This window comes from Neisseria subflava (assembly GCF_003044935.1).
Lineage (GTDB): Bacteria > Pseudomonadota > Gammaproteobacteria > Burkholderiales > Neisseriaceae > Neisseria > Neisseria subflava_E.
This window is the reverse complement of the sequence record NZ_POXP01000001.1, coordinates 37,316-57,667: the sequence shown is the minus strand read 5'-3', so window position 1 is coordinate 57,667 and position 20,352 is coordinate 37,316. Positions and strand designations below refer to the sequence as shown.

Sequence of the window (20,352 nt, the reverse complement as noted above, 5' to 3'; positions counted from 1 at the left end):
AGCGCTGATTTTTTATCGCCATTTTCTCTTATGGCGTTTGAAGCCTATTTACAGGCTTTGGACGGCATATCAAAGTTTATGGCGGTGTGTGGTAACGGCAACGTCCACGCCTGACTAGTTACAGGAGAGAGCACCGCCCCCTTATTTCGGGCATTTCTCAAATCTCAATTTAACTAGGAGCATTTCAAATGCAATCTTGCACTTCTACCCAAATCCAAACCATTCAAAATCAATCCCAAACGGTAACCATCCCTTTAGAGCTGGCAAACCGCATCATGGACGCGCTGTATTACGGCGGCGAATTTATCGCCAATACGGGCGCAATCATCGACACCATTTGCGACAACATGGCCGCCCATCCCGTCCACAACGCCCCCATAAGTGCGATCAGAAGCACGGCACGCCTTGCCACAGTCATTCAAACCCTAGTCCCCCATGCGGAAAACTTGGAATCTTTCGATTTGTCATCCGAGCTTGAGGGATATATTCAAAACCGACCCCATCCCGCGCCCTGACGATTCAGACGACCTGAAAGAATGGGCTGTTTACAGCGTAACCCACGCCGGTTAAGCCCACCTATTCCCTGAAATTTACCCGCCTTTATGCCGCCTATTTCAGACGGCATAGGGCAAACTTCGCCCTAGTGTTTTCATAACTAATTGATTTTATTAGATTCATGTTTTGAAACACTGGAGGCAGAGCAAAGGATAAAACCATGAAACAGACCAATAAATCCGACCGTTTCCGCCGGTATCTTAACCGCGCCTTGCTGGTGTTTTGGGTGTTGCTTTTGGCTTTGGTAGTCCGAGCCTGTAACCAGCCCGCCCACGCCGACACGGAGCAACTAGAGCAGGAAACGCCCGCAATATGGGAAACCGACCCGACCGCCGGAATTGTTTTAGAACCAGTATCAGAGGAGGCAGAGCAATGAAACCAACATACCAAGACATTAAAGCCGTCGCGCAATACCGCTGGCCGGAAATACACGCCGCATTAGGCATAGACCCGCGATACCTGAAAAACAAACACCAGCCCTGCCCCGCGTGTGGAGGGAAAGACCGTTTCAGATATGACGACAAGGACGGAAACGGCACATTCATTTGCAGCCATTACAACAACGGCGCGGGCGATGGTTTCGGCTTGGTAATGCACTTTTTCGGGTGTGATTTTCAGACGGCCTTAAAGCAGGTTTCAGGCATTTTAGGCATGGACAATGCAAACCCTTTGCCGATACCGCCAACACGCCCACAAGCGCAACCACGCCCCGAAAAAGACCAAATCGAGGAACTGGCCGCATTGTGGAGAAGCACAGAACCTATCCGCCCCGATTCCCCTGTTATCCAGTATTTGAAATCACGCGGTTTGGACATGGCGCATTTACCCGAAAACGTCCGTTTCCTACCTGAAAAAGACTATTGGACAACAGGCGAAGATAAGCCGCTGTTGCTTGGTAGTTTCCCCTGTATGGTTTGCGCTATCCGCGATATGGACGAAGAGCTACAAGGCTTACACCTAACCTATTTACAGCCTAGCTATGACAAGCCATGCGGAGAGGACGGACTACACGCCCCGCGCTACCAGAAACTGGCAATCAAAGGCCCTGTAACAGGCGAAACATTACCGGCCAAGAAAATGAGAAGCCGCAAGAAAGGCAGTATATCGGGGCAAGCCGTCCACCTGTTCCCGATTCCTGAAAATGGCCGTCTTGTCATTGCAGAGGGCATAGAAACCGCCCTTGCCGCCCGTGAATTGTACAAGGCTTACGATTGGGGCTTATGCGCGGCCTTGAGCGCAAACAGCTTGGCAAATTTTCACTTTTTGAACGGTATAAAAGAGATTGTGATTATTGCCGATAACGACACGCCCCGCCCCGTTGGTTACAGAGCCGCTTATGACTTGGCAATGCGAGCCATTAAGCAGGGAATCAAGGCGAGTATATGGCAAAGCAAAACGCCGGGCTATGACGCACTGGACGAACTGAACGAGAAAAAGCAATCAGACAATCATTCCGGAGGACAGACAGCATGAAAAATACCGAAACAGCGAAGCAGGAAAGCCCTAACGATTACAACCTTGAGAATATCGAGCTATTCCGCCCGCGCCCTCACTTTGAAATCGATAATCAGGGCGTATGGTGGGTAAACGTTAGAACCGATAAAGACGGCGATATTATCGAATCAGAGCCGCAATTCCTTTCCGACCCTATCGACATCATAGGCACGGGGCAAGACAATGACGGCGCGTATTATCGGATTATCAAGTTTAAAGACAAAATCACACGCCAACAAAAGACCGCCGCCCTACCACAAGCAGAAATCGGCACAGTTCAAGGCTGGCAGCGTTTGCAGAATTTCGGCCTAGTCATCATGAGCGGACGGGCAAAAAGGGAAAGACTGGCAGACTATTTGCAGAAAGAGGGAAGCCCGATAGCCTTTACCATTACCGACCGCGCCGGTTGGAACGGGGACGCCTACATACTGGCAGGCGGGGAAGCCGTTAATGCAGACGGCACAAACATTCTATACAACGGAGACACCAGCCAAAAAGACGGTTACACAGAAAAAGGCAGCCTCAAGGAATGGCAGGAGCAGGCAGCGCGATACGCAGAGAACAATAGCCGCCTATGCCTTGCTTTAGGTTTAAGCATGGCCGCGCCATTCTTGGCACTTTTGAACGAAGAAGGAGGCGGTTTCCATTTGGCGGGCGATTCCTCAAAAGGCAAAACAACCGCCGCGCGGCTTGCCTTGAGCGTATGGGGCGACCCTGAAACCACTAAAGGAAATTGGGATACTACCCCGCTTGGCTTGCAGAATTTAGCTTTAGCCCGCAATGATGGCTTGCTGGTGTTAGATGAAATCGGGCAATCAGCCGACCCGCGAAAAATCCCGCAAATGGTTTATAGCGTTATCAACGGCGTGTCAAAAACACAAGGCGCAAAAGATGGCGGCAACCGCCGGCAGAAAACATGGCGCAATCTGATACTTTCGACCGGCGAAATAAACCCAGAGAGCCTAATAGGAGACCGCGCCCAATGGAAAGCGGGTAATCATGTTAGGTTACCTGACATACAGGCAGAGGCAAGATATGGCATTTACGACACGTTGCACGGCTTTGCAGATGGCGCGAAACTGTCGGAGCATATCAACCAAGCCACAGCCAAGCAGCGAGGAACAGCAGGCCGCGCCCTTATCCGCCAAATCCTTAAAGACGGAAAAGAAGCCGCCGCCCAAGCCGTAGAAGCCAGCCGCACCCAATTCCTTGAGACCTTGCCACCAATGGAGGGACAGGCGCGAAGAATCGCCCGCCGCTTCGCCCTTTTGGCCGCCGTCTTGGAATATGCCGCCCCTATTACCGGCATAAGACAAGGAGCAGGAGAGGCAGGAGTAAGGCAGTGTTTCAACGAATGGCTTGAAGAAAACGGCACAGGAAACCGCGAAGACCGCCGAATCATTGAACAAGTGATCGCCTTTATGGACGTTAACGCACTGTCAATGCGCTTTTCAGACTGGAACGCCCAAACAACAAACCAAAATCACGCAGGTTATCGGAAACAGGAGGGGAGCATAAATGAGTATTGGATAGTCCCCGTAACCTTTGAAAATGAAGTATGTAAGGGATATAGTCCGCGCAAAGCGTGTGAAGTCCTACATAATCACGAATGGTTAAAAAAAGCCGACAACGGCAGATGGCAACACCAGCGCAAACGTAACGGCAGTGCAAGCCGATTCTATGTTTTGATGGGAGAAGCCCCGCCCGACTTTGACGAATAACCAAGAGCAAGCCCGCTATTACCGACAATGGCGGGCTTTTTTACGTCCAAACATTCAGACAGACCAACCAAGAAAGCATAAAATCAACAGGAAGCCCCTAAATTTCAAAAATTAGGACTGTTTGCCCCTTTCCTTATACCAACCCTTGTGTATCGAAATAAATATTGACTTTAACCCTAGGTCAAAGTGTATGATTTGTGTTCCTTTAGTTATCACATAGGCGAAAAACATGAAAAAACTTATGACTTTTATCACACTTAGCGCTATTGCAATTTCAAATTATGCCCAAGCTAATGAACAACCGCATCAAGCACACATGAATATGCAAATGTCGACAGGTTCTGCAATGCAACAAGAATTAATGCAAGGTATGAATCAAATGAATCAAGACATGATGGCTGCTGCGCAATATAAAGACCCTGATGTTGCTTTTGCAGCAGGTATGCTGCCACACCATATTGGCGCAGTAAAAATGGCGGAAGTTGAATTAAAATACGGAAAAGATCCTGAGATGCGTAAGCTTGCTGAGGATATTATTAACGCACAACAAGCGGAAATTGAACAAATGCAAAAATGGCTTAAAGCACACAACAAAAAAAAGTAAGCCGTAGCCTGCATCCTCGCTAACCGCGTTCTTTAAAACCAAGGTGTAGCAACTGTATTTTTCACCCCGTCTGGCAAAAATACAGTTGCTACCCAATCAATGAAACACGCTTACAGCGCAATTTTAGCCTATTTACGCCATATCTACCCAAAAAGCAGGCAGTGGAATAAATAATTTCGACACCAATACGCGCGCGCGCGTAATAACGCAGTCCCTAGATTTTTGCAAGTCCATGAAAAGAAAGCAAAAGGCGGCGGGTAACCACTTAACCGGCACTGGTAACCAATGACAAGGGCATAACTGGTTACCGCATTATCGTTGATTTATAAAGGTTTTTAGGGGCTGGTAACCAGGTAACCAGAGTAACCAGTGCATTTTGTATATATATAGCGGTTTAAATTTGAGAGAGAAGCCGCCGGCCTAATCACTCAAATAACAACACGCCCCAAAAAAAGTTATAATGACCGGCCTAAACTGCTAAATTATTTTTTTGACCTTTGCAAAATGTGGGAATATTTGTGGGTATATTTAGATTGCTTTATTATTTTTATAATATAAAACAATGAATTATGCCTTTAGTTTGTGTCCCTCCGTCACACTCAAAATAAGCAGCTTTCGGGCTGCTTTTTTTACATCTATTCCACTATATACCCAAAATCAAAACTGCTTTTAATTTTTTGACCTTTGCAAAAAAAGGGTTTATTTGGGGGTATAACAGACGTTTCCATTTTATCTTTCAGACGGCCTATCATTTATGTTGAATCCATCGCAAAAACTTGTCGAATTGGTCCGTATCCTTGAAGAGCGTGCCTATATTTTTCCGGGAGATCCTGTGCAGGCGACGGAAGCGTTGCAACATATTGACGGCGGCAATGAGGAAAAACTGATACGCCGCGCTCAAATTATCGACCGCGACAAGCATTTAAAATATGTGTTGCAACAGGTGGAGACGGGCTCGTTTTGGCTTTGGATTGTTGCGGCGACGTTGTTGTTTACGGTCGGTTTTTCCAGTACTTATCTATTGATGGACCATCAGGGACTGAACTTTTTTCTGGTGTTGGCCGGGATTCTGGGCATGAATACGGTCATGCTGCTGGTGTGGCTGGCGACTTTATTCCTGCGTTTGAAAAATGTGCACTTTATCAGCAGTCCGGCAACTTGGTTCCGTGGAAAAGACCCGGTCAATCAGGCTATTTTGCGGCTTTATGTGGACGAATGGCGCAAGCCGCAAACGCGTTGGCTGATTGGTGCAACTTCACACGGCCTGTGGCTTTGTACGCTGTCGGGGATGTTGGTTTCTGTTTTGCTGCTGCTTTTGGTGCGTCAATATACGTTCAACTGGGAAAGTACGCTGTTAAGCAATACGGCATTGGTGAAAACGGTTGAGGCTTTGTCATGGCTGCCGGAACGTTTGGGCTTTCCTGTTCCCGACAGTCAGGCCGTAATTGCAGGCCGTCTGAACAATCACATCGAAGATGCGCGCGCTTGGGCGGGTTTACTCATCGGCAGCATTATCTGCTATGGTATTCTGCCGCGCTTGCTTGCTTGGCTGGCTTGCAAGATTACTTTAAAAACCCTTCGCGAACGTTTGGATTTGAATCAGTCCTACTATCAAAACATCCTCCGCACATGGCAAACGAAGATTGTTGATGCCGATGATTTTCAGGAAACCATCGTTCCCGTTTCATCTAAAATTACGCTGAATAATGCGCCCAAATGGGCAGTTACACTGGAAACGGAATGGCCTGAGCCGCTTTGGTTTTCCGGCGTTTTGGCGCAAGAATGGATAGACAAAGGCGTGGCCGCCAGCAGAAAAGATTTGGAACAATTAGAAGCCGAATTGAAACAAACTCCGGCGCAACTTCTCATCGGCGTACGCACGCAAACTGTTCCCGATCGCGGCATTTTGCGTCAAATCAGCCGTTTGGCCGAAGCTACGGACGGCGGCGTTATCATTCAGCTTTTGAATCAAGACAGTTTCTCTGAAGATTTGGATACCAAACTGGATTATTGGCGCGATGCGCTGGCAGAAAGAAACATTGCCTGGCTGGAGCCGACCCGTTTGGCACAAGAAAAACGGCAAAGCTCTATTTGACAGATAAACCGAAGGCCGTCTGAAACCTGATGTTTGGGTTTCAGACGGCCTTATTTATTGTTGAGGATTCATCTTAATGATGTTCGTGGCGATGCTCTTGATGATGTTTGGGCTTGGCTGCATGGTGTTTGGCTTTAGGTACAGGTTTTTTCATTTTTTGCGGTTTGGCTTTTTTGTGCATACGCTCTTGTTTCGGATGCATTTCATGTTTGCCGTGTGCAGAAGCGACCGGAGCCAATACCAAACCGGCAGCTGCAACCATCAAAGAGGTCATTTGAATCAGTTTTTTCATATTTATCTTCTTTCAAGGGATTGATTTGAGGTAAGAACTAAGAACTTATTCGCACTCAAGCGATGGACAAAATATTAATGGCTTTGACTGTCAGCATTCGGAGAAATCTGTTCAAAATTTGGCAATAGAATTATGGCAACACGATGATGTAGCAAGGTTTTGAAAGTTTACCGTCAATTTTGACAAAGCGTCTTTACACGTTCCCCAAACGACAAAAAGCGCGAACCTTTCGATTCGCGCTTTTTTTCAGACGGCATCAATTATTTTTTGTCGTCTTTTACTTCTTCAAAGTCGGCATCTACAACGTCGTCGTCTTTCTTAGCAGAAGACTCGGCTTGTGCACCCTCGCCTGCTTGTGCTTCGGCTTGCGCTTGAGCGTAAACCATTTCGCCCAGTTTTTGGCTGGCTGTACCCAAAGCTTCGGCTTTAGCATCGATGGCGGCTTTGTCGTCGCCTTTCACGGCTTCTTCAGCTTCTTTCAACGCAGCTTCGATTTTTTCTTTCTCTGCAGCGTCGAGTTTATCACCGTAGTCGGCCAAAGATTTTTTCACGGAGTGAATCAGAGCTTCGGCTTGGTTGCGAGAAGCGACCAATTCAGTCAGTTTTTTATCTTCTTCAGCGTTGGCTTCGGCATCTTTCACCATGCGTTCGATTTCTTCTTCGCTCAAACCTGAAGAACCTTGGATGGTGATGTTGGCGGCTTTGCCGGTGCCTTTGTCTTTGGCAGAAACGTGCAGGATACCGTTGGCATCGATGTCGAAAGTAACTTCAATTTGTGGCATACCGCGTGGTGCAGGTGCGATGTCGCCCAAGTTGAACTGACCCAAAGATTTGTTGGCAGAAGCGCGTTCGCGTTCGCCTTGCAGTACGTGGATGGTTACTGCGCTTTGGTTGTCTTCGGCAGTTGAGAACACTTGAGACGCTTTAGTCGGAATAGTAGTGTTCTTTTGAATCAGCTTGGTCATCACGCCGCCCATGGTTTCGATACCCAAAGACAGAGGAGTTACGTCCAACAGCAATACGTCGCTACGGCCGCCGCTCAATACTTCGCCTTGAATCGCTGCGCCTACGGCAACGGCTTCATCAGGGTTCACGTCTTTACGAGGCTCTTTACCGAAGAAGGCTTTAACGGCTTCTTGTACTTTCGGCATACGGCTTTGACCACCAACCAAAATCACGTCGTCGATATCGCTGGTGCTCAAGCCGGCATCTTTCAATGCGATTTTGCAAGGCTCGATAGAACGTTGGATCAAGTCTTCAACTAGGCTTTCAAATTTGGCACGGGTAATTTTCATGGCCAAGTGTTTAGGACCGGTTGCGTCCATAGTGATGTATGGCAGGTTGATTTCAGTTTGCTGACTGCTGGACAATTCGATTTTAGCTTTCTCAGCAGCTTCTTTCAGACGTTGTAGAGCCATTACGTCTTGTTTCAAATCAATGCCTTGTTCTTTTTTGAACTCGTCAATGATGTAGTCGATCAAGCGTTGGTCGAAGTCTTCACCGCCCAAGAAGGTATCGCCGTTGGTAGCCAATACTTCGAATTGTTTGTCGCCGTCGAGGTTGGCAATTTCGATGATGGAAATATCGAAAGTACCGCCACCCAAGTCATATACGGCTACTTTGCGGTCTTTGTTGTCGCCTTTGTCCATACCGAATGCCAAAGCGGCTGCGGTTGGTTCGTTGATGATACGTTTTACTTCCAAACCTGCGATACGGCCTGCGTCTTTAGTCGCTTGACGTTGACTGTCGTTGAAGTAGGCCGGAACGGTAATCACGGCTTCGGTGACTTTCTCGCCCAAGTAAGCTTCAGCGGCTTCTTTCATTTTACGCAAAACTTCTGCGGAAATTTGAGGAGGAGACAGCTCTTTACCTTGCGCTTTCACCCATGCGTCGCCGTTGCTGGCTTTGATGATTTCGAAAGGCATAGATTCGATGTCGCGTTGAACTTCTTTGTCTTCAAATTTGTGGCCGATCAAACGTTTGGCGGCGTAAATAGTATTTTTAGCGTTGGTTACCGCTTGGCGTTTTGCAGGTGCGCCGACGAGGATTTCGCCACCGTCCAAATAAGCGATAACGGAAGGAGTGGTGCGTGCACCTTCTGCATTTTCGATCACTTTGGTTTGACCATTTTCAGAAATGGCCAAACAAGAGTTGGTTGTACCTAAGTCAATACCGATTACTTTTGCCATATTATGTTGCTCCTAATAAATAAACTTTTCTAAATTAATAATCCTGTGGAACATTTCGTTCCGATGGCTTGTAAATAAGGTTGCTTCATTTTTTTTCAAGGCTTAATTTGAATTTTTTTTTAAATTAAATTCAAGTACTTGATTTATTTATCCACAAGCCGTTTATTCTTTTTTCAGACGGCCGGCTTTAATTTTCCGATTCCGGTTTATCGGAATGATTTTCCAATAGCGGAACATCGGGCTTTGAAACCGGATAAGGCCGTCTGAAGATCTTATGCTTGATAAACTTTATCAAGCGGTGCCTTCAATCTTCTTTTTTCGCCACGACAACCATCGCAGGACGCAGCACGCGGTCGGATAATGTGTAGCCTTTTTTCATCACGCTGACGATGGTATTCGGCTCTTGCTCGCTGACGACTGCCTGCATCGCTTGATGTTGGTGCGGATCGAGTTTGTCACCCGGCTGTGGGTTGATTTCTTTAATATGTGTGGCATCAAATGCTTTTTGCAGCTCGTTCAAAGTCATTTGCACACCCATTTTCAGCGCATCGAAATTGCCGCTTTGGTCCAGCAGCGCCATTTCGAGATAATCTTTAACCGGCAACATTTCTGCTGCAAATTTTTGTCCGGCGAATTTATGGGTATCGGCGATTTCCTGCTGATGGCGGCGGCGCAGGTTTTGCTCGTTTGCCAAACCGCGCAGCTCACTGTCTTTGAGTTGGCCTTCCAACTCGGTGACACGCGCCTGAAGCTCTTCGTAAGTCGGTTCTGCTTGTTCGGTTTCAACGGTTTCGGCAGTCTCTACGGCTGCCGCTTCTTCTGCTTCGTGTTGATGTTGTTCGTTATGCTCCGTCATTTCTGACATCCTTTTAGCGTGTTGATATTCGATGTTTCATATATAAGGCCGTCTGAAAAAACTTCAAGCATTTGAATGCCGATTATCAAATGCCTTGTTAAAAGACGTTGGAAAACGGTAAGATAGCCATCTGATTTTATTCTTCAGACGGCCTCAAACATGAAAAAAGACCATTTGAATTCAACCGATTTTAATCTGTGGCACACCATCCGCGAAGAAACCGAAGCGGCCGCCGCGGCCGAACCGATGCTGGCAAGCTTCCTGCACCAAACCGTGTTGCGCCACGATTCGCTCGATTCGGTACTTGCCTACCATCTTTCCAGCAAGCTCGGCAGTCCGATTATGGACGTGCGTGCGCTGTTTGAAATTTATCAGCAGGCTTTAAGTGCGGACACCCGCATCAGCAAATGTGTCGAGGCCGACTTGAAAGCCATTTACGAGCGCGACCCGGCTTGTGATGAATATTCGCTGCCGCTGTTGTATTTCAAAGGTTTCCACGCCGTACAGGCACACCGCATCAACCACTGGCTTTATCAAAACGGCCGCAAAACGCTGGCGTATTTCCTGCAAAACCGCATGTCGGAAGTGTTCGGCGTCGATATCCACCCTGCCGCCCGTTTCGGTCATGGTTTGATGCTCGACCATGCCACCGGTTTTGTCGCCGGCGAAACCGCCGTCTTGGGCAACAATATTTCCATCCTCCACGGCGTAACGCTGGGCGGTTCGGGCAAAGAAAGCGGCGACCGACACCCGAAAATCGGCGACGGCGTGATGATTGGTGCGAACGCTTCGATTTTGGGCAACATCCGCATCGGCAAGAATGCCAAAATCGGCGCAGGCAGTGTGGTCGTTGCCGACGTACCGTCTTCGATTACCGTCGTCGGCGTACCAGCTAAACCGGTCGGCCGCTCTTCCAAAACCCCGTCTGCCGATATGGATCAAAGCATTCAATTATCATCTACGGATTTTGTGATTTAAACCGTCTGCCATTCAAAAGGCCGTCTGAAAAAACAAATCTTTCAGACGGCCTTTTTATGTTTTGAATCTTGGCGTCAACCGCGTTTGCGCAAGGCTTCCAAATGCATTTTAACCTGCTTGACTTTCTCTTCGGTAAACAGCTTGGCAATGTTTTTCCAAATGCTGTGATAACCGTAAGGCCCGTGTTGCATTTCGGCTTTTGCCTCTTCCACCGGCCAGCCTTGATAGATGATGCGGTACATTCCGGCAATCAAACCGGTACGGTCCGCGCCGTGATAACAATGGATAAGTACCGCGCCGTTTTGCTGTTGTTTTTCAATCAGGTATAGGATTTCCGCAATCTCTTTCGGCTTAATGCTCCATGACAGCAACGGACGGTTTAGCAAGGTTAAACCATACGCCTTCAAATGGTCGTCATCGTTGCGGTCGAAAAAGCGCAGGTTGATCACGCTTTGAATGCCCAGCTTGACAATGGCTTCGCCATCTTCGGCAACGGGCTGCTCGCTGCGGTAAAGCTTGTCATCGATGCGATAAAAGTTGGCATCGTGTTTAATGGGTGTTGCCCACCGTTCGGGCTGAAAGGCTTGGCCGCCGTTATCCGGCGGCGCAGATAAACAGGCAACGGGCAAGCCGGAAGCGAGAAGGCACAATAAAAGACGGCGCATAAAATTCCTGTATGAAAATCAATGGGAAAACAAATATCGAAAGATTTTATCAAAACCCGTCCGGATATTCTATCCGCGCAAACCGCGTTACAATAAAGCCTCTTTTTTCAGACGGCCTTTCATCATGACCTGCCTTGCTTGGAACACCACACCTTCCCTTGCTACCCTTTGCCGCGCCATCGAACAACATACCGCGCCGCTTTATTTGATTGTCTGCCTGCCTGAAAACCATATTCCCGATTTTCCATTATCGAATCATCCCTCCGAGCTTGAAGGCCGTCTGAACAACCGCCTCGTTCAAGCCATGAAATGCCTTCAGTTCAACAGCGTCAATGTTTTGGAAGACCTATTGCTTGACGTGCACCTTTGGCTGGTGCCGCCACACCGCACCGACCGCTTACACGAACATTTCCATCATATCGAATGGCAAACCGAAGCCATACCCCAATCCGCCCCTATTCCCCTAAAACCTTGGTTCAGACGGCCTGAACATCAAGCCGCGCCCGAACACGTCCTGATTATCGGCGCAGGCATTGCCGGCGCAGCGACCGCACGCAAACTGGCGGAACACGGCGTACGCGTTACGGTTTTGGAGGCCGGAAAAGCAGCGCAGGCAGGCAGCGGCAACCGCCAAGGCTTGCTCTACGCCAAAATCTCGCCACACGATACCGAACAAACCGAGCTGCTGCTGACAGGCTACGGCTACACGCGCCGATTGTTGGAAGACTTGCTGCCTGATTCTGACGTATGGGGCGGCGACGGCGTATTGCATTTGAATTTTGACGAAAGCGAACGCAAACGCAATCAAGCCTTGGGTTTGCAACACCAGCATAAACACCTCTACCGCAGCGTATCTGCCGAAGAGGCTGCGCACATTGCAGGCATAGACGTATTTTCAGACGGCCTTTATTGGCCGCAAGGTGTATGGCTGAATCCACCCACTGTCGTGCATACCTTATTGAATCATCCGCTGATTGAGTTGCACGAACACTCGCCGCTGACCGCAGTATCGCATGACTGCACACAATGGACGGCACATACGCCGGACGCGCATTTCAGCGCCAGCCATATCGTTTACTGCATGGGCGCGCACAGCCCGACTGCCTCCGACACCAACATCTCAGCGCTGCCTTTCCGCCAAATCCGCGGCCAAACCGGCGTTGTGTCCGCCAGCCCGTTTTCACAAAAACTGCGTTGTGCCATTTCCGGCGAAAGCTACATCAGCCCGAGCTGGCAAGGCCGCCACTGCTACGGCGCGACATTTATCCTCAACAGCAACGATGAAACTTGGTATCCAAACGAAGAAGCCGAAAACCGCGCCGCCCTGCAACAGCTCAATCCGCCATTGGCACAATCCCTGTTTGAGCAAGATTCGTTTTCAGACGGCCTTCAAGACACGCAAGGCCATGCCGCCCTACGTTGCGACAGCCTCGACCACTTGCCCGTTGTCGGTGCACTCGGCGACATCGCCGCCATGCAGTCCGCCTACGCCAAACTGGCATTGGACAAAAACTACCGCCTCGACAATATCCCCTGCCCTTACCTGCCCAATGCCTACGTCAATACGGCACACGGCACGCGCGGACTGGCGACAGCCCCCATCTGCGCCGCCGCCATTGCGGCCGAAATACTCGGTTTGCCGCATCCGCTATCACAAAGGCTGAGAACCGCACTACACCCCAACCGCGCCATCATCCGCGCGATTGTTCGGCAGCAGCCGTTGTTATCCGTTTAAAGATTTCGTTTTAAATAAAAAAGGCCGTCTGAAAGTCATCAAAACTTTCAGACGGCCTTTAGCTATCCGTTAACTGCTTAGAATTTCCATTCCAGCGATACAGCGTAATTGCGGCCTGGGGCGCGATAGCGGTCTAAGCCTTTGCCATCTTTTTCTACTGCGTTGGTGGTACTGTAGCTGTACAGGCCGCGCAGGGAATCCCAAGTGGTGTATTTGCGATTGAACACATTATACACGCCGGCGCGCAGGGTTAGGTTTTTCACCGGTTTGTAGAAACCGTACATATCGAACACATAAGCCGATTTGTTCAGCCATGGGTAATCTTTTACCTTTTTCTGCAAAGGCGTACCCCAGCCGTTGTCTTCATAAACGGTATATTGTGCGTCTTTGGCCTTTTTCGCTCCCAGATAGGTCAGGCGGGAGAACACGCCCCATTTTTCGCTCGGGCTTTCGTAGTCGATGCCGGCAATCACTTTCAGCGGTTGGGTGGACAGAAGGCTGTTGTCGCCCGACAGTTTGCTTTTCGCGTAGCCCAGCGAGCCGAACAGTTTCCAGCCTTCAGGTACGAAAGAGACTACTTTGTCCAGATTCAGACGGCCTGTCAGCTCAAGACCCCGGATTCGGGCCTTGTCAATGTTTTGCATCTGCCAATCCAGTTTTTCGGAATAAGGATTGCTACAAATACCATAGTAGTAATTCATCTGAGTACAGCCGACATCGCCACTGGTGGTCAGCTTCTGCTCTTCAGACAGGAAGTTGCGGTAATTGCTTTGATACAGGTTGGCATCCAAAGTACCTTTTTCGCTGCGGCCTTGCAGAGAAAGGGTATGGGTGGTGCTGCGCTCGGCTTTCAGGTTCGGATTAGGCAACCAGTTACCTGAGCGGTGTTTGTAAGTGAAATACACTTCAGACGCATTCGGCACGCGGAAACCGGAAGTTACATCGTAACCCAAACGCCATGTCTGACTCAGCTGTGCAGCCAATCCGACAAAACCGCTCCAGCCTTTATAAGTGTTGGCTGCAGGTGGTGTTTTGTCACAAGCATGACACTCGGCATTCAGTTGCTGCGGCGTCATTTTGGTGTAGTCGTAACGGATACCTGCGCGGCTGCTGAACACGTCGTTCCATTGGATTTGGTCAGACAGCGAGAAACCGTAGTTGTTGGTTTTCACTGGATGCTGAATCGTGCTGGACGTGCGTAAAATACGGCCGCTGAAGTAGTAGTCGTCGCGGTTTAAGTTTTCAAACTCACGCTGGCTGGCGAAAGTTTTAAACGACAAGCGATGTTGGCCGCCTATTTGCAATGGTTGGCTGTCCATACGCAATGTAATGCGTTTGAAGGTTGTATCCATGCTGCGGTTGTAGATTTCGTCCAAATCCTTCTGATTGTAGTTGCGCGCCCAGGTAGAATAATCCATCGGGAACGAGCCTTTGTTGTTAACCGCCGCTACTTTGGTTTTCTGATAATCGAAGTCCGCTTTCAACAACGACAACCAATTCGAATCGGGCGTCCACTCGTAAAACAGGTTAGCATTGCGCCGTCTGTTTACGTCATCGGCTTCGCGCCAAGAAGAAGCGGTCAGGTTATAAGACTCTTCGATCGTGTAATTGTGGCCCTGCTGACCGTTGAGAGATGCGCCGATACGATGGTTGTCGTTGATTTGATAAGCAATCTTACCCAAGAAGCTATGGTATTTGTGTTTGGACGGATCAGGAATACCACGCGCAGAACCACGGATATTCGCTCCGCTGCCGGCGCCCTCTACCGGATAACCACGCTCGCCCGCGCTTTCAGTCTCATGACCGCGACGTTGCGAATACAGCAAAGCGGCATCCACGCGGTCGTTGCTCACGCCGAACCCAAGTGTATTTGTCCATTCGCGGTTGCGGCTGCTGTAACCGTTTTTCATCATCACGCCGAACTGACGCTCAGGCAACAGCAAATCATGACCTTGCAGGGTTTGGTAATTCACGCCGCCACCCAATGCACCGCTACCGGTATTGAAAGAGTCTGCGCCCTTCACAATTTCGATGTTGCGCACGAGTTCGGGGTCGATAGACAGACGCGAGCTGTTGAAGTTGCCATAACGGGCATACAGCGAGTTTTCTTCAGAATCAGGCAGGTTTACGCCGTCGATGCTGACGCCGACACGGTTGCCTTCCACGCCGCGCACGGCAAAGCCTTTTTGATGGCGGCCGCTGTCGCTCAAGCCAACGTCGGTGGAATAACGTACCAAGTCTTTGTTGTCGCGTACCATTTCTTGTTGGATACGGCCAAGGTTGACACGTTCCACGGCTGCAGGCGCATTGCGCTGACCTTTAACGCGGACTTCTTTTATCTCTGCTTTAACGGGTGTGGTTTCGGTTGCAGCTTCATCTGCTGCCAAGACTGGATTGCCGAAAATACTGCCGACCAGCGCGGCAATGGGGAGCATTTGTAATGGTTTCATATTATCAACTCAAGATGTAATGGATTGTTCATCCATCAGTTAATACATAAAAATTTCTGATAATCATTAATGATTAATAAGACAGCAACCCGTTCAAACAAAACTTTGTTGTGTAATTAAAGGCCCCTGCAAACATCTACGCCGAGACCTTGTCTGTTTGATTTAATTATTTTTTAGAGTCTGTGCGGCGTCATACCTTCAGGCGCTTCCGCACCTTCCGGCAAACCGAAGGTTTCACGCAGAATCACTTTATAGAATTCAAAAGCTTCGCGCGCGCCTTGAATGGCTTCCGCTTCAGCTTCCGGAGTCAAGTTCAAAGCATTCAGATGCTCGACAAAAGCGCGCCAGTGTTTGCCGCGGCCGTTCGGATGAGGAGCCAGGTGGCGTGCGCCGAATTCGCCGGTGTATTCGAGCTTTTGAGCGTGTTTGAACAAAAATGCCGCGCCCAAATTAGAACCTTCGGCGCAATACAGCCAGCCGATGGCTTTATTGCCGGTTTCGTATGGCAATTCTTTGTCAAATTTGTAAGGCTCTTCGCCCAAGTCTTTCAAGTCTTGAGTCACGGCATCGTAACGCGCCATGTATTCAAGCTCTGGAATGGCTTTGTTTAATTCGGCATCTTTATAGATATGATCGACAGCCTTGTGGAAAACAGATTGAAGTTTCAAGAATTTGATGTAGTTTTCTTTGCTGGAAAAAGGCTGAACGGACATAACCAAGTTATCAACGCTGTCGTGCGTTGTCGTGGTTTGCTCTTTCAAGCGTTTGGCGAAAGTCAGCTCTTGTGTTTCACTCATGATGTTTCCTTTGAATTAAGAGACTAATGGTTTCAGACGGCCTTTATGGTTAAAAATACCGTCTAATTTGAAAAGAATCGTTTTAAAAACAAAGAAGATAATTTTTAACCTGCTTCAGATTCGTTGACCGCATACCTTCCACAGATCTACAAGGCTCATCGTGTTTTTAATTAATGAGAATATATATTATTTTTAATATAATAACAATAAACCAAACTAAGACCTATTAATAAAATTTAACAGCCCATAGCAATAACCTTCTAAACCCTTTTCAAACTTTTCAGACGGCCCAAACCTTATTAAGCAGCCGCCATTCAATCAAATATCGACCTAAATTTGAGCTATCCTTCTGTTTTCCTTTATAATGCGACACTCTTTGCACCTTCTTTATCCCCTGCCGAACCATGAAACGGATTCCTGCCTACCATCGTTGGTGGCGCTACAAGTCTTATCTTCCTGATGCGACACTGCCTGCACATACGGTGGAATGCCCGGATTGCGGCTGCCGTATGGATATTCCGCGCCTGCGTCAGGGACAGGAAGCCCATTGTCCGGTATGCAACCATGAAATTGTGGAAGTAGAAAACAATCCGTATATCGCGCCGATTGCCTATGCGCTGACAACCTTGATTCTGATGGCTTTCGCCTACAATATGGTGTATATCCGTGTGGATTTGTTCGGCGTGACATCGATTTTGTCGTTGCCGCAAATGATGCGGCTTTTGATTTCGCTGGATTATGGTTTTCTGGCGGAAGTGATGTTTATCCTCACCTTCGGCGCGCCTTTACTGTTTTTACTGCTCTGCCTTTATGTTTATACGGCTTTGATACGCGAAAAGGCCTACCCTGCACTGCGCTTTGCGACGCGTGTATTGGTGCGGTTGCGTCATTGGATTATGGTGGATGTGTTTTTTATTTCCACTTTGGTGGCGTATATCAAGCTCTCGTCCGTTGCTACAGTAGAGTTCGGCTCGGCGTTTTACCTGATGTTTCCGTTGTCGGTCATGCTGATTCGGACTTCGGTATCGATTCCGCAGCATTGGGTTTATTATAAGATTCACCGTTTAACCGGCGGCCATGCGGTTCAGACGGCCACTGAAGACAAAATCTGTTGCAGCCGCTGCCTGTATTTCCGCAATAAAGACGAGCAACCTTGCGGCGTATGCGGTGCAGACTTATACCGCCGCCGCCCGAAAAGTCTGAGCATTTCGCTGGCGTTTTTAATGGCAGCGTTTATCCTGTATTTCCCTGCCAACATCCTGCCGATTATGATTTCGTCCAATCCGACGGCTTTGGAGATCAACACGATTTTTAACGGCATTGTTTATATGTGGAACGACGGCGACCGATTGATTGCCGTGATTATCTTCAGTGCCAGTATTATGGTGCCGGTTTTGAAGATTATTGCGATGGCGGTTTTGATTTATTCCGCATACTTCAAGCCTGTGATGAGCGCGGACAAGATGTCGGTTTTGTATCGGATTACCGAATCCATCGGCCGCTGGTCGATGATTGATATTTTTGTGATTATTATTTTGATGAGTTCGTTCCACACCAATATGGCGCGCGTCGTGCCGGGTGGCGCGGCGATTTACTTCTGCCTGGTCGTTATTTTGACCATGCTTTCGGCCTATTATTTCGATCCCCGTCTGATTTGGGACAAGCAACAGCAGCTTTCAGACGGCCTTGATTCTGACCAGACCTTAACACAATGAAAAAACACGATTCTTCACCCAATTACCACGCCCCGGCGCGTGTCAAGAAAACCAATGTCTTCACGTCTATCGTGTGGCTGATTCCGCTGATTGCGCTGATTGCCGGCGGCTGGCTTTTGATTAAAGACATCCGCAACCGCGGCCCTGTCGTTACGCTGTTGATGGACAGCGCTGAAGGCATCGAAGTCAACAACACCGTTATTAAGGTGTTGAACGTCGATGTCGGACGCGTTACCCGCATCAAATTGCGCGACGACCAAAAAGGCGTGGAAGTTACTGCCCAACTCAGTGCCGACGCCAAAGACCTTATCCGCAGCGATACCCAATTTTGGGTGGTCAAACCGCGTATCGACCAAAGCGGCGTTACCGGCTTGGGAACCTTGCTTTCCGGCTCATATATTGCATTTACACCGGGTAAAAGCCAAGAAACCAAAGATGTATTTGTCGTCCAAGACATTCCGCCGATTGCCGCCATCGGTCAAAGCGGCCTGCGCCTGAATTTGATCGGCAAAAACGACCGCATCCTCAACGTCAGCAGCCCGGTTTTATATGAAAACTTTATGGTCGGCCAAGTAGAAAGCGCGCATTTCGACCCGTCCGACCAAAGCGTGCATTACACCATCTTCATCCAAAGCCCCAACGACAAACTGATTAATTCCGCCAGCCGTTTCTGGCTAGAAAGCGGCATTAATATCGAAACCACAGGCAGCGGTGTCAAACTTAACTCCGCCCCTCTGCCTGCCCTGCTGTCCGGCGCAATTTCCTTTGACTCGCCCAAAACAAGCGACAGCAAAAACGTCAAAAGCGAAGACAGCTTCACGCTTTACGACAGTCGGAGCGAAGTCGCCAACCTGCCTGACGACCGCTCGCTGTATTACACCGCATTTTTCAAACAATCCGTACGCGGCCTGACTGCTGGTTCGCCTGTTGAATACAAAGGCCTGAATGTCGGCGTGGTTTCCGACGTCCCTTATTTCGACCGCAACGATAGCCTGCATTTGTTTGAAAACGGTTGGATTCCCGTACGCATCCGCATCGAGCCTTCCCGTTTGGAAATCAATGCCGACGAACAAAGCAAAGAACATTGGAAACAACAATTTCAGACGGCCTTAAACAAAGGCCTGACCGCCACCATCTCCAGCAACAACCTGCTGACTGGCAGCAAAATGATTGAGTTGAACGATCAGCCTTCCTCCTCGCCTAAGCTGCGACCGCATACCGTTTATGCAGGCGATACCGTTATTGCAACCCAAGGCGGCGGTTTGGACGATTTGCAGGCAAAAGTGGCCGACTTGTTAGACAAGTTCAATAACCTGCCATTGGATAAAACCGTTGCCGGCTTGAACGGTTCGCTTGCTGAACTCAAGTCCACACTCAAATCTGCCAATGCAGCCCTAAGCTCTATCGACAAACTGGTCGGCAAACCGCAGACACAAAACATTCCGAACGAGTTGAACCAAACCCTGAAAGAGTTGCGTCAAACCCTGCAAGGCGTATCGCCTCAATCGCCTATCTACGGCGACGTACAAAATACGCTGCAAAGTTTGGACAAAACCTTAAAAGACGTTCAACCCGTGATTAATACTTTGAAAGAAAAACCCAATGCGCTGATTTTCAACAGCAGCAGCAAAGACCCTATCCCGAAAGGAAGCCGATAATGCGCCTCTTCCCGATTGCCATCGCCCTGACGCTTGCCGCCTGCGGCACTGCGCAAAGCACACAATATTTCGTCCTGCCCGACAGCCAGTACATCCGTCCGACAGCACAAGGCAACGAAATCGCGGTCAAAGTCAACCTTTCCGAACCGCTTGCCAACGGCGGCCTCGTTTACCAAATCGATGCCTATCATGTGAATCTGGCGAAAAACCACCTTTGGGCGGCACCGCTCGATGGCGCATTGGCGGCAAACCTCAGCAACAAGCTCAACCGCCTCAATCCGCATCGCACCTTTGTGCCTGCTTCACGCAGCCAAAGCAGCCAAACCCTGAAAGTCTATATCGAAGCCTTCCAAGGCAGCTATCAGGGGCAGACCACCATCAGCGGTTATGCACAATGGCCGGACGGACGCAGCAAACCGTTTAACGCCGTCACGCCGCAACAAGGCGACGGCTATACCGCCATGCTCGAATCGTTGGAAAACGGTTTGTCACAGGTTGCCGATACGATTGCCTATTAGACCAAAAGGCCGTCTGAAAAACTTTCAGAC

At 49.0% G+C, this 20,352-nt stretch carries 17 protein-coding genes; 11 read left to right on the top strand and 6 right to left on the bottom strand.

The genetic code is table 11. The features are described 5' to 3' along the window. Positions 1 to 188: 188 nt before the first annotated feature. The 6 genes from DBY95_RS00260 (at position 189) to DBY95_RS00235 (ending at position 6,469) form a co-directional block, all read left to right on the top strand. On the top strand, positions 189 to 515 hold the full coding sequence (locus tag DBY95_RS00260) for a hypothetical protein (RefSeq protein WP_107722978.1): 327 nt from the start codon (positions 189 to 191) through the stop codon (positions 513 to 515). 200 nt (positions 516 to 715) lie between these two features. Continuing rightward, positions 716 to 931, top strand: coding sequence for a hypothetical protein (locus DBY95_RS00255; protein WP_049351938.1), 216 nt, complete (start codon positions 716 to 718; stop codon positions 929 to 931). Next, positions 928 to 2,028 (top strand): DUF7146 domain-containing protein, encoded by a 1,101-nt coding sequence (locus tag DBY95_RS00250; RefSeq protein WP_107722977.1) that lies wholly within the window; start codon positions 928 to 930, stop codon positions 2,026 to 2,028. The genes DBY95_RS00255 and DBY95_RS00250 overlap by 4 nt, the downstream gene beginning before the upstream one ends. Continuing rightward, positions 2,025 to 3,770, top strand: coding sequence for a DUF927 domain-containing protein (locus DBY95_RS00245; RefSeq protein ID WP_107722976.1), 1,746 nt, complete (start codon positions 2,025 to 2,027; stop codon positions 3,768 to 3,770). Before DBY95_RS00250 ends, DBY95_RS00245 begins: the two co-directional genes overlap by 4 nt. A gap of 229 nt (positions 3,771 to 3,999) precedes the next feature. After that, positions 4,000 to 4,374, top strand: coding sequence for a CopM family metallochaperone (gene copM, locus DBY95_RS00240; protein WP_107722975.1), 375 nt, complete (start codon positions 4,000 to 4,002; stop codon positions 4,372 to 4,374). A 754-nt stretch (positions 4,375 to 5,128) separates the two neighbouring features. After that, positions 5,129 to 6,469 carry a DUF2868 domain-containing protein gene (locus DBY95_RS00235; protein WP_107722974.1) on the top strand — a complete coding sequence of 447 codons (1,341 nt, stop codon included), beginning with the start codon at positions 5,129 to 5,131 and terminating at the stop codon, positions 6,467 to 6,469. Positions 6,470 to 6,542: 73 nt separating this feature from the next. Here DBY95_RS00235 and DBY95_RS00230 read toward each other — a convergent pair whose 3' ends face one another. The 3 genes from DBY95_RS00230 to grpE form a co-directional block, all read right to left on the bottom strand. Continuing rightward, positions 6,543 to 6,761 carry a hypothetical protein gene (locus DBY95_RS00230; protein WP_107722973.1) on the bottom strand — a complete coding sequence of 73 codons (219 nt, stop codon included), beginning with the start codon at positions 6,759 to 6,761 and terminating at the stop codon, positions 6,543 to 6,545. A 260-nt stretch (positions 6,762 to 7,021) separates the two neighbouring features. Further along, positions 7,022 to 8,950, bottom strand: a complete 1,929-nt coding sequence (gene dnaK, locus DBY95_RS00225; protein ID WP_107722972.1) for a molecular chaperone DnaK — start codon at positions 8,948 to 8,950, stop codon at positions 7,022 to 7,024. Positions 8,951 to 9,254: 304 nt separating this feature from the next. Continuing rightward, entirely contained in the window at positions 9,255 to 9,815 is a 561-nt protein-coding gene (gene grpE / locus DBY95_RS00220; protein WP_049336248.1) for a nucleotide exchange factor GrpE, read from the bottom strand. A gap of 150 nt (positions 9,816 to 9,965) precedes the next feature. Here grpE and cysE point away from each other — a divergent pair, with 150 nt between their 5' ends. After that, positions 9,966 to 10,784 carry a serine O-acetyltransferase gene (gene cysE / locus DBY95_RS00215; protein WP_049359705.1) on the top strand — a complete coding sequence of 273 codons (819 nt, stop codon included), beginning with the start codon at positions 9,966 to 9,968 and terminating at the stop codon, positions 10,782 to 10,784. A 74-nt stretch (positions 10,785 to 10,858) separates the two neighbouring features. On the opposite strand, the gene DBY95_RS00210 is transcribed toward cysE, so the two are convergent. Continuing rightward, positions 10,859 to 11,449 carry a tyrosine-protein phosphatase gene (locus DBY95_RS00210; protein ID WP_107722971.1) on the bottom strand — a complete coding sequence of 197 codons (591 nt, stop codon included), beginning with the start codon at positions 11,447 to 11,449 and terminating at the stop codon, positions 10,859 to 10,861. A gap of 124 nt (positions 11,450 to 11,573) precedes the next feature. On the opposite strand from DBY95_RS00210, the gene mnmC reads away from it, so the two are divergent. After that, positions 11,574 to 13,184, top strand: coding sequence for an FAD-dependent 5-carboxymethylaminomethyl-2-thiouridine(34) oxidoreductase MnmC (gene mnmC / locus DBY95_RS00205; RefSeq protein ID WP_107722970.1), 1,611 nt, complete (start codon positions 11,574 to 11,576; stop codon positions 13,182 to 13,184). 77 nt (positions 13,185 to 13,261) lie between these two features. Here the strand turns inward: mnmC and DBY95_RS00200 are convergent, their stop codons facing one another. Together DBY95_RS00200 and DBY95_RS00195 are read right to left on the bottom strand one after the other, a co-directional pair. Beyond that, complete coding sequence (locus DBY95_RS00200; RefSeq protein ID WP_107722969.1) at positions 13,262 to 15,634, bottom strand: TonB-dependent hemoglobin/transferrin/lactoferrin family receptor; 2,373 nt, start codon at positions 15,632 to 15,634, stop codon at positions 13,262 to 13,264. Positions 15,635 to 15,807: 173 nt separating this feature from the next. Then, positions 15,808 to 16,431 carry a biliverdin-producing heme oxygenase gene (locus DBY95_RS00195; RefSeq protein ID WP_107722968.1) on the bottom strand — a complete coding sequence of 208 codons (624 nt, stop codon included), beginning with the start codon at positions 16,429 to 16,431 and terminating at the stop codon, positions 15,808 to 15,810. Between the two features lie 404 nt (positions 16,432 to 16,835). On the opposite strand from DBY95_RS00195, the gene DBY95_RS00190 reads away from it, so the two are divergent. From DBY95_RS00190 to DBY95_RS00180, 3 genes are read left to right on the top strand one after another with little or no spacing between them, the layout of a single operon-like run. Next, the gene (locus tag DBY95_RS00190) at positions 16,836 to 18,146 is read left to right on the top strand and encodes a paraquat-inducible protein A (protein WP_107722967.1); all 1,311 of its coding nucleotides are present in this window, start codon (positions 16,836 to 16,838) and stop codon (positions 18,144 to 18,146) included. Continuing rightward, positions 18,143 to 19,804, top strand: a complete 1,662-nt coding sequence (pqiB, locus tag DBY95_RS00185) for an intermembrane transport protein PqiB (RefSeq protein ID WP_107722966.1) — start codon at positions 18,143 to 18,145, stop codon at positions 19,802 to 19,804. The genes DBY95_RS00190 and pqiB overlap by 4 nt, the downstream gene beginning before the upstream one ends. After that, positions 19,804 to 20,322 (top strand): PqiC family protein, encoded by a 519-nt coding sequence (locus tag DBY95_RS00180; RefSeq protein WP_107722965.1) that lies wholly within the window; start codon positions 19,804 to 19,806, stop codon positions 20,320 to 20,322. The genes pqiB and DBY95_RS00180 overlap by 1 nt, the downstream gene beginning before the upstream one ends. The last annotated feature ends 30 nt before the right edge of the window (positions 20,323 to 20,352 follow it).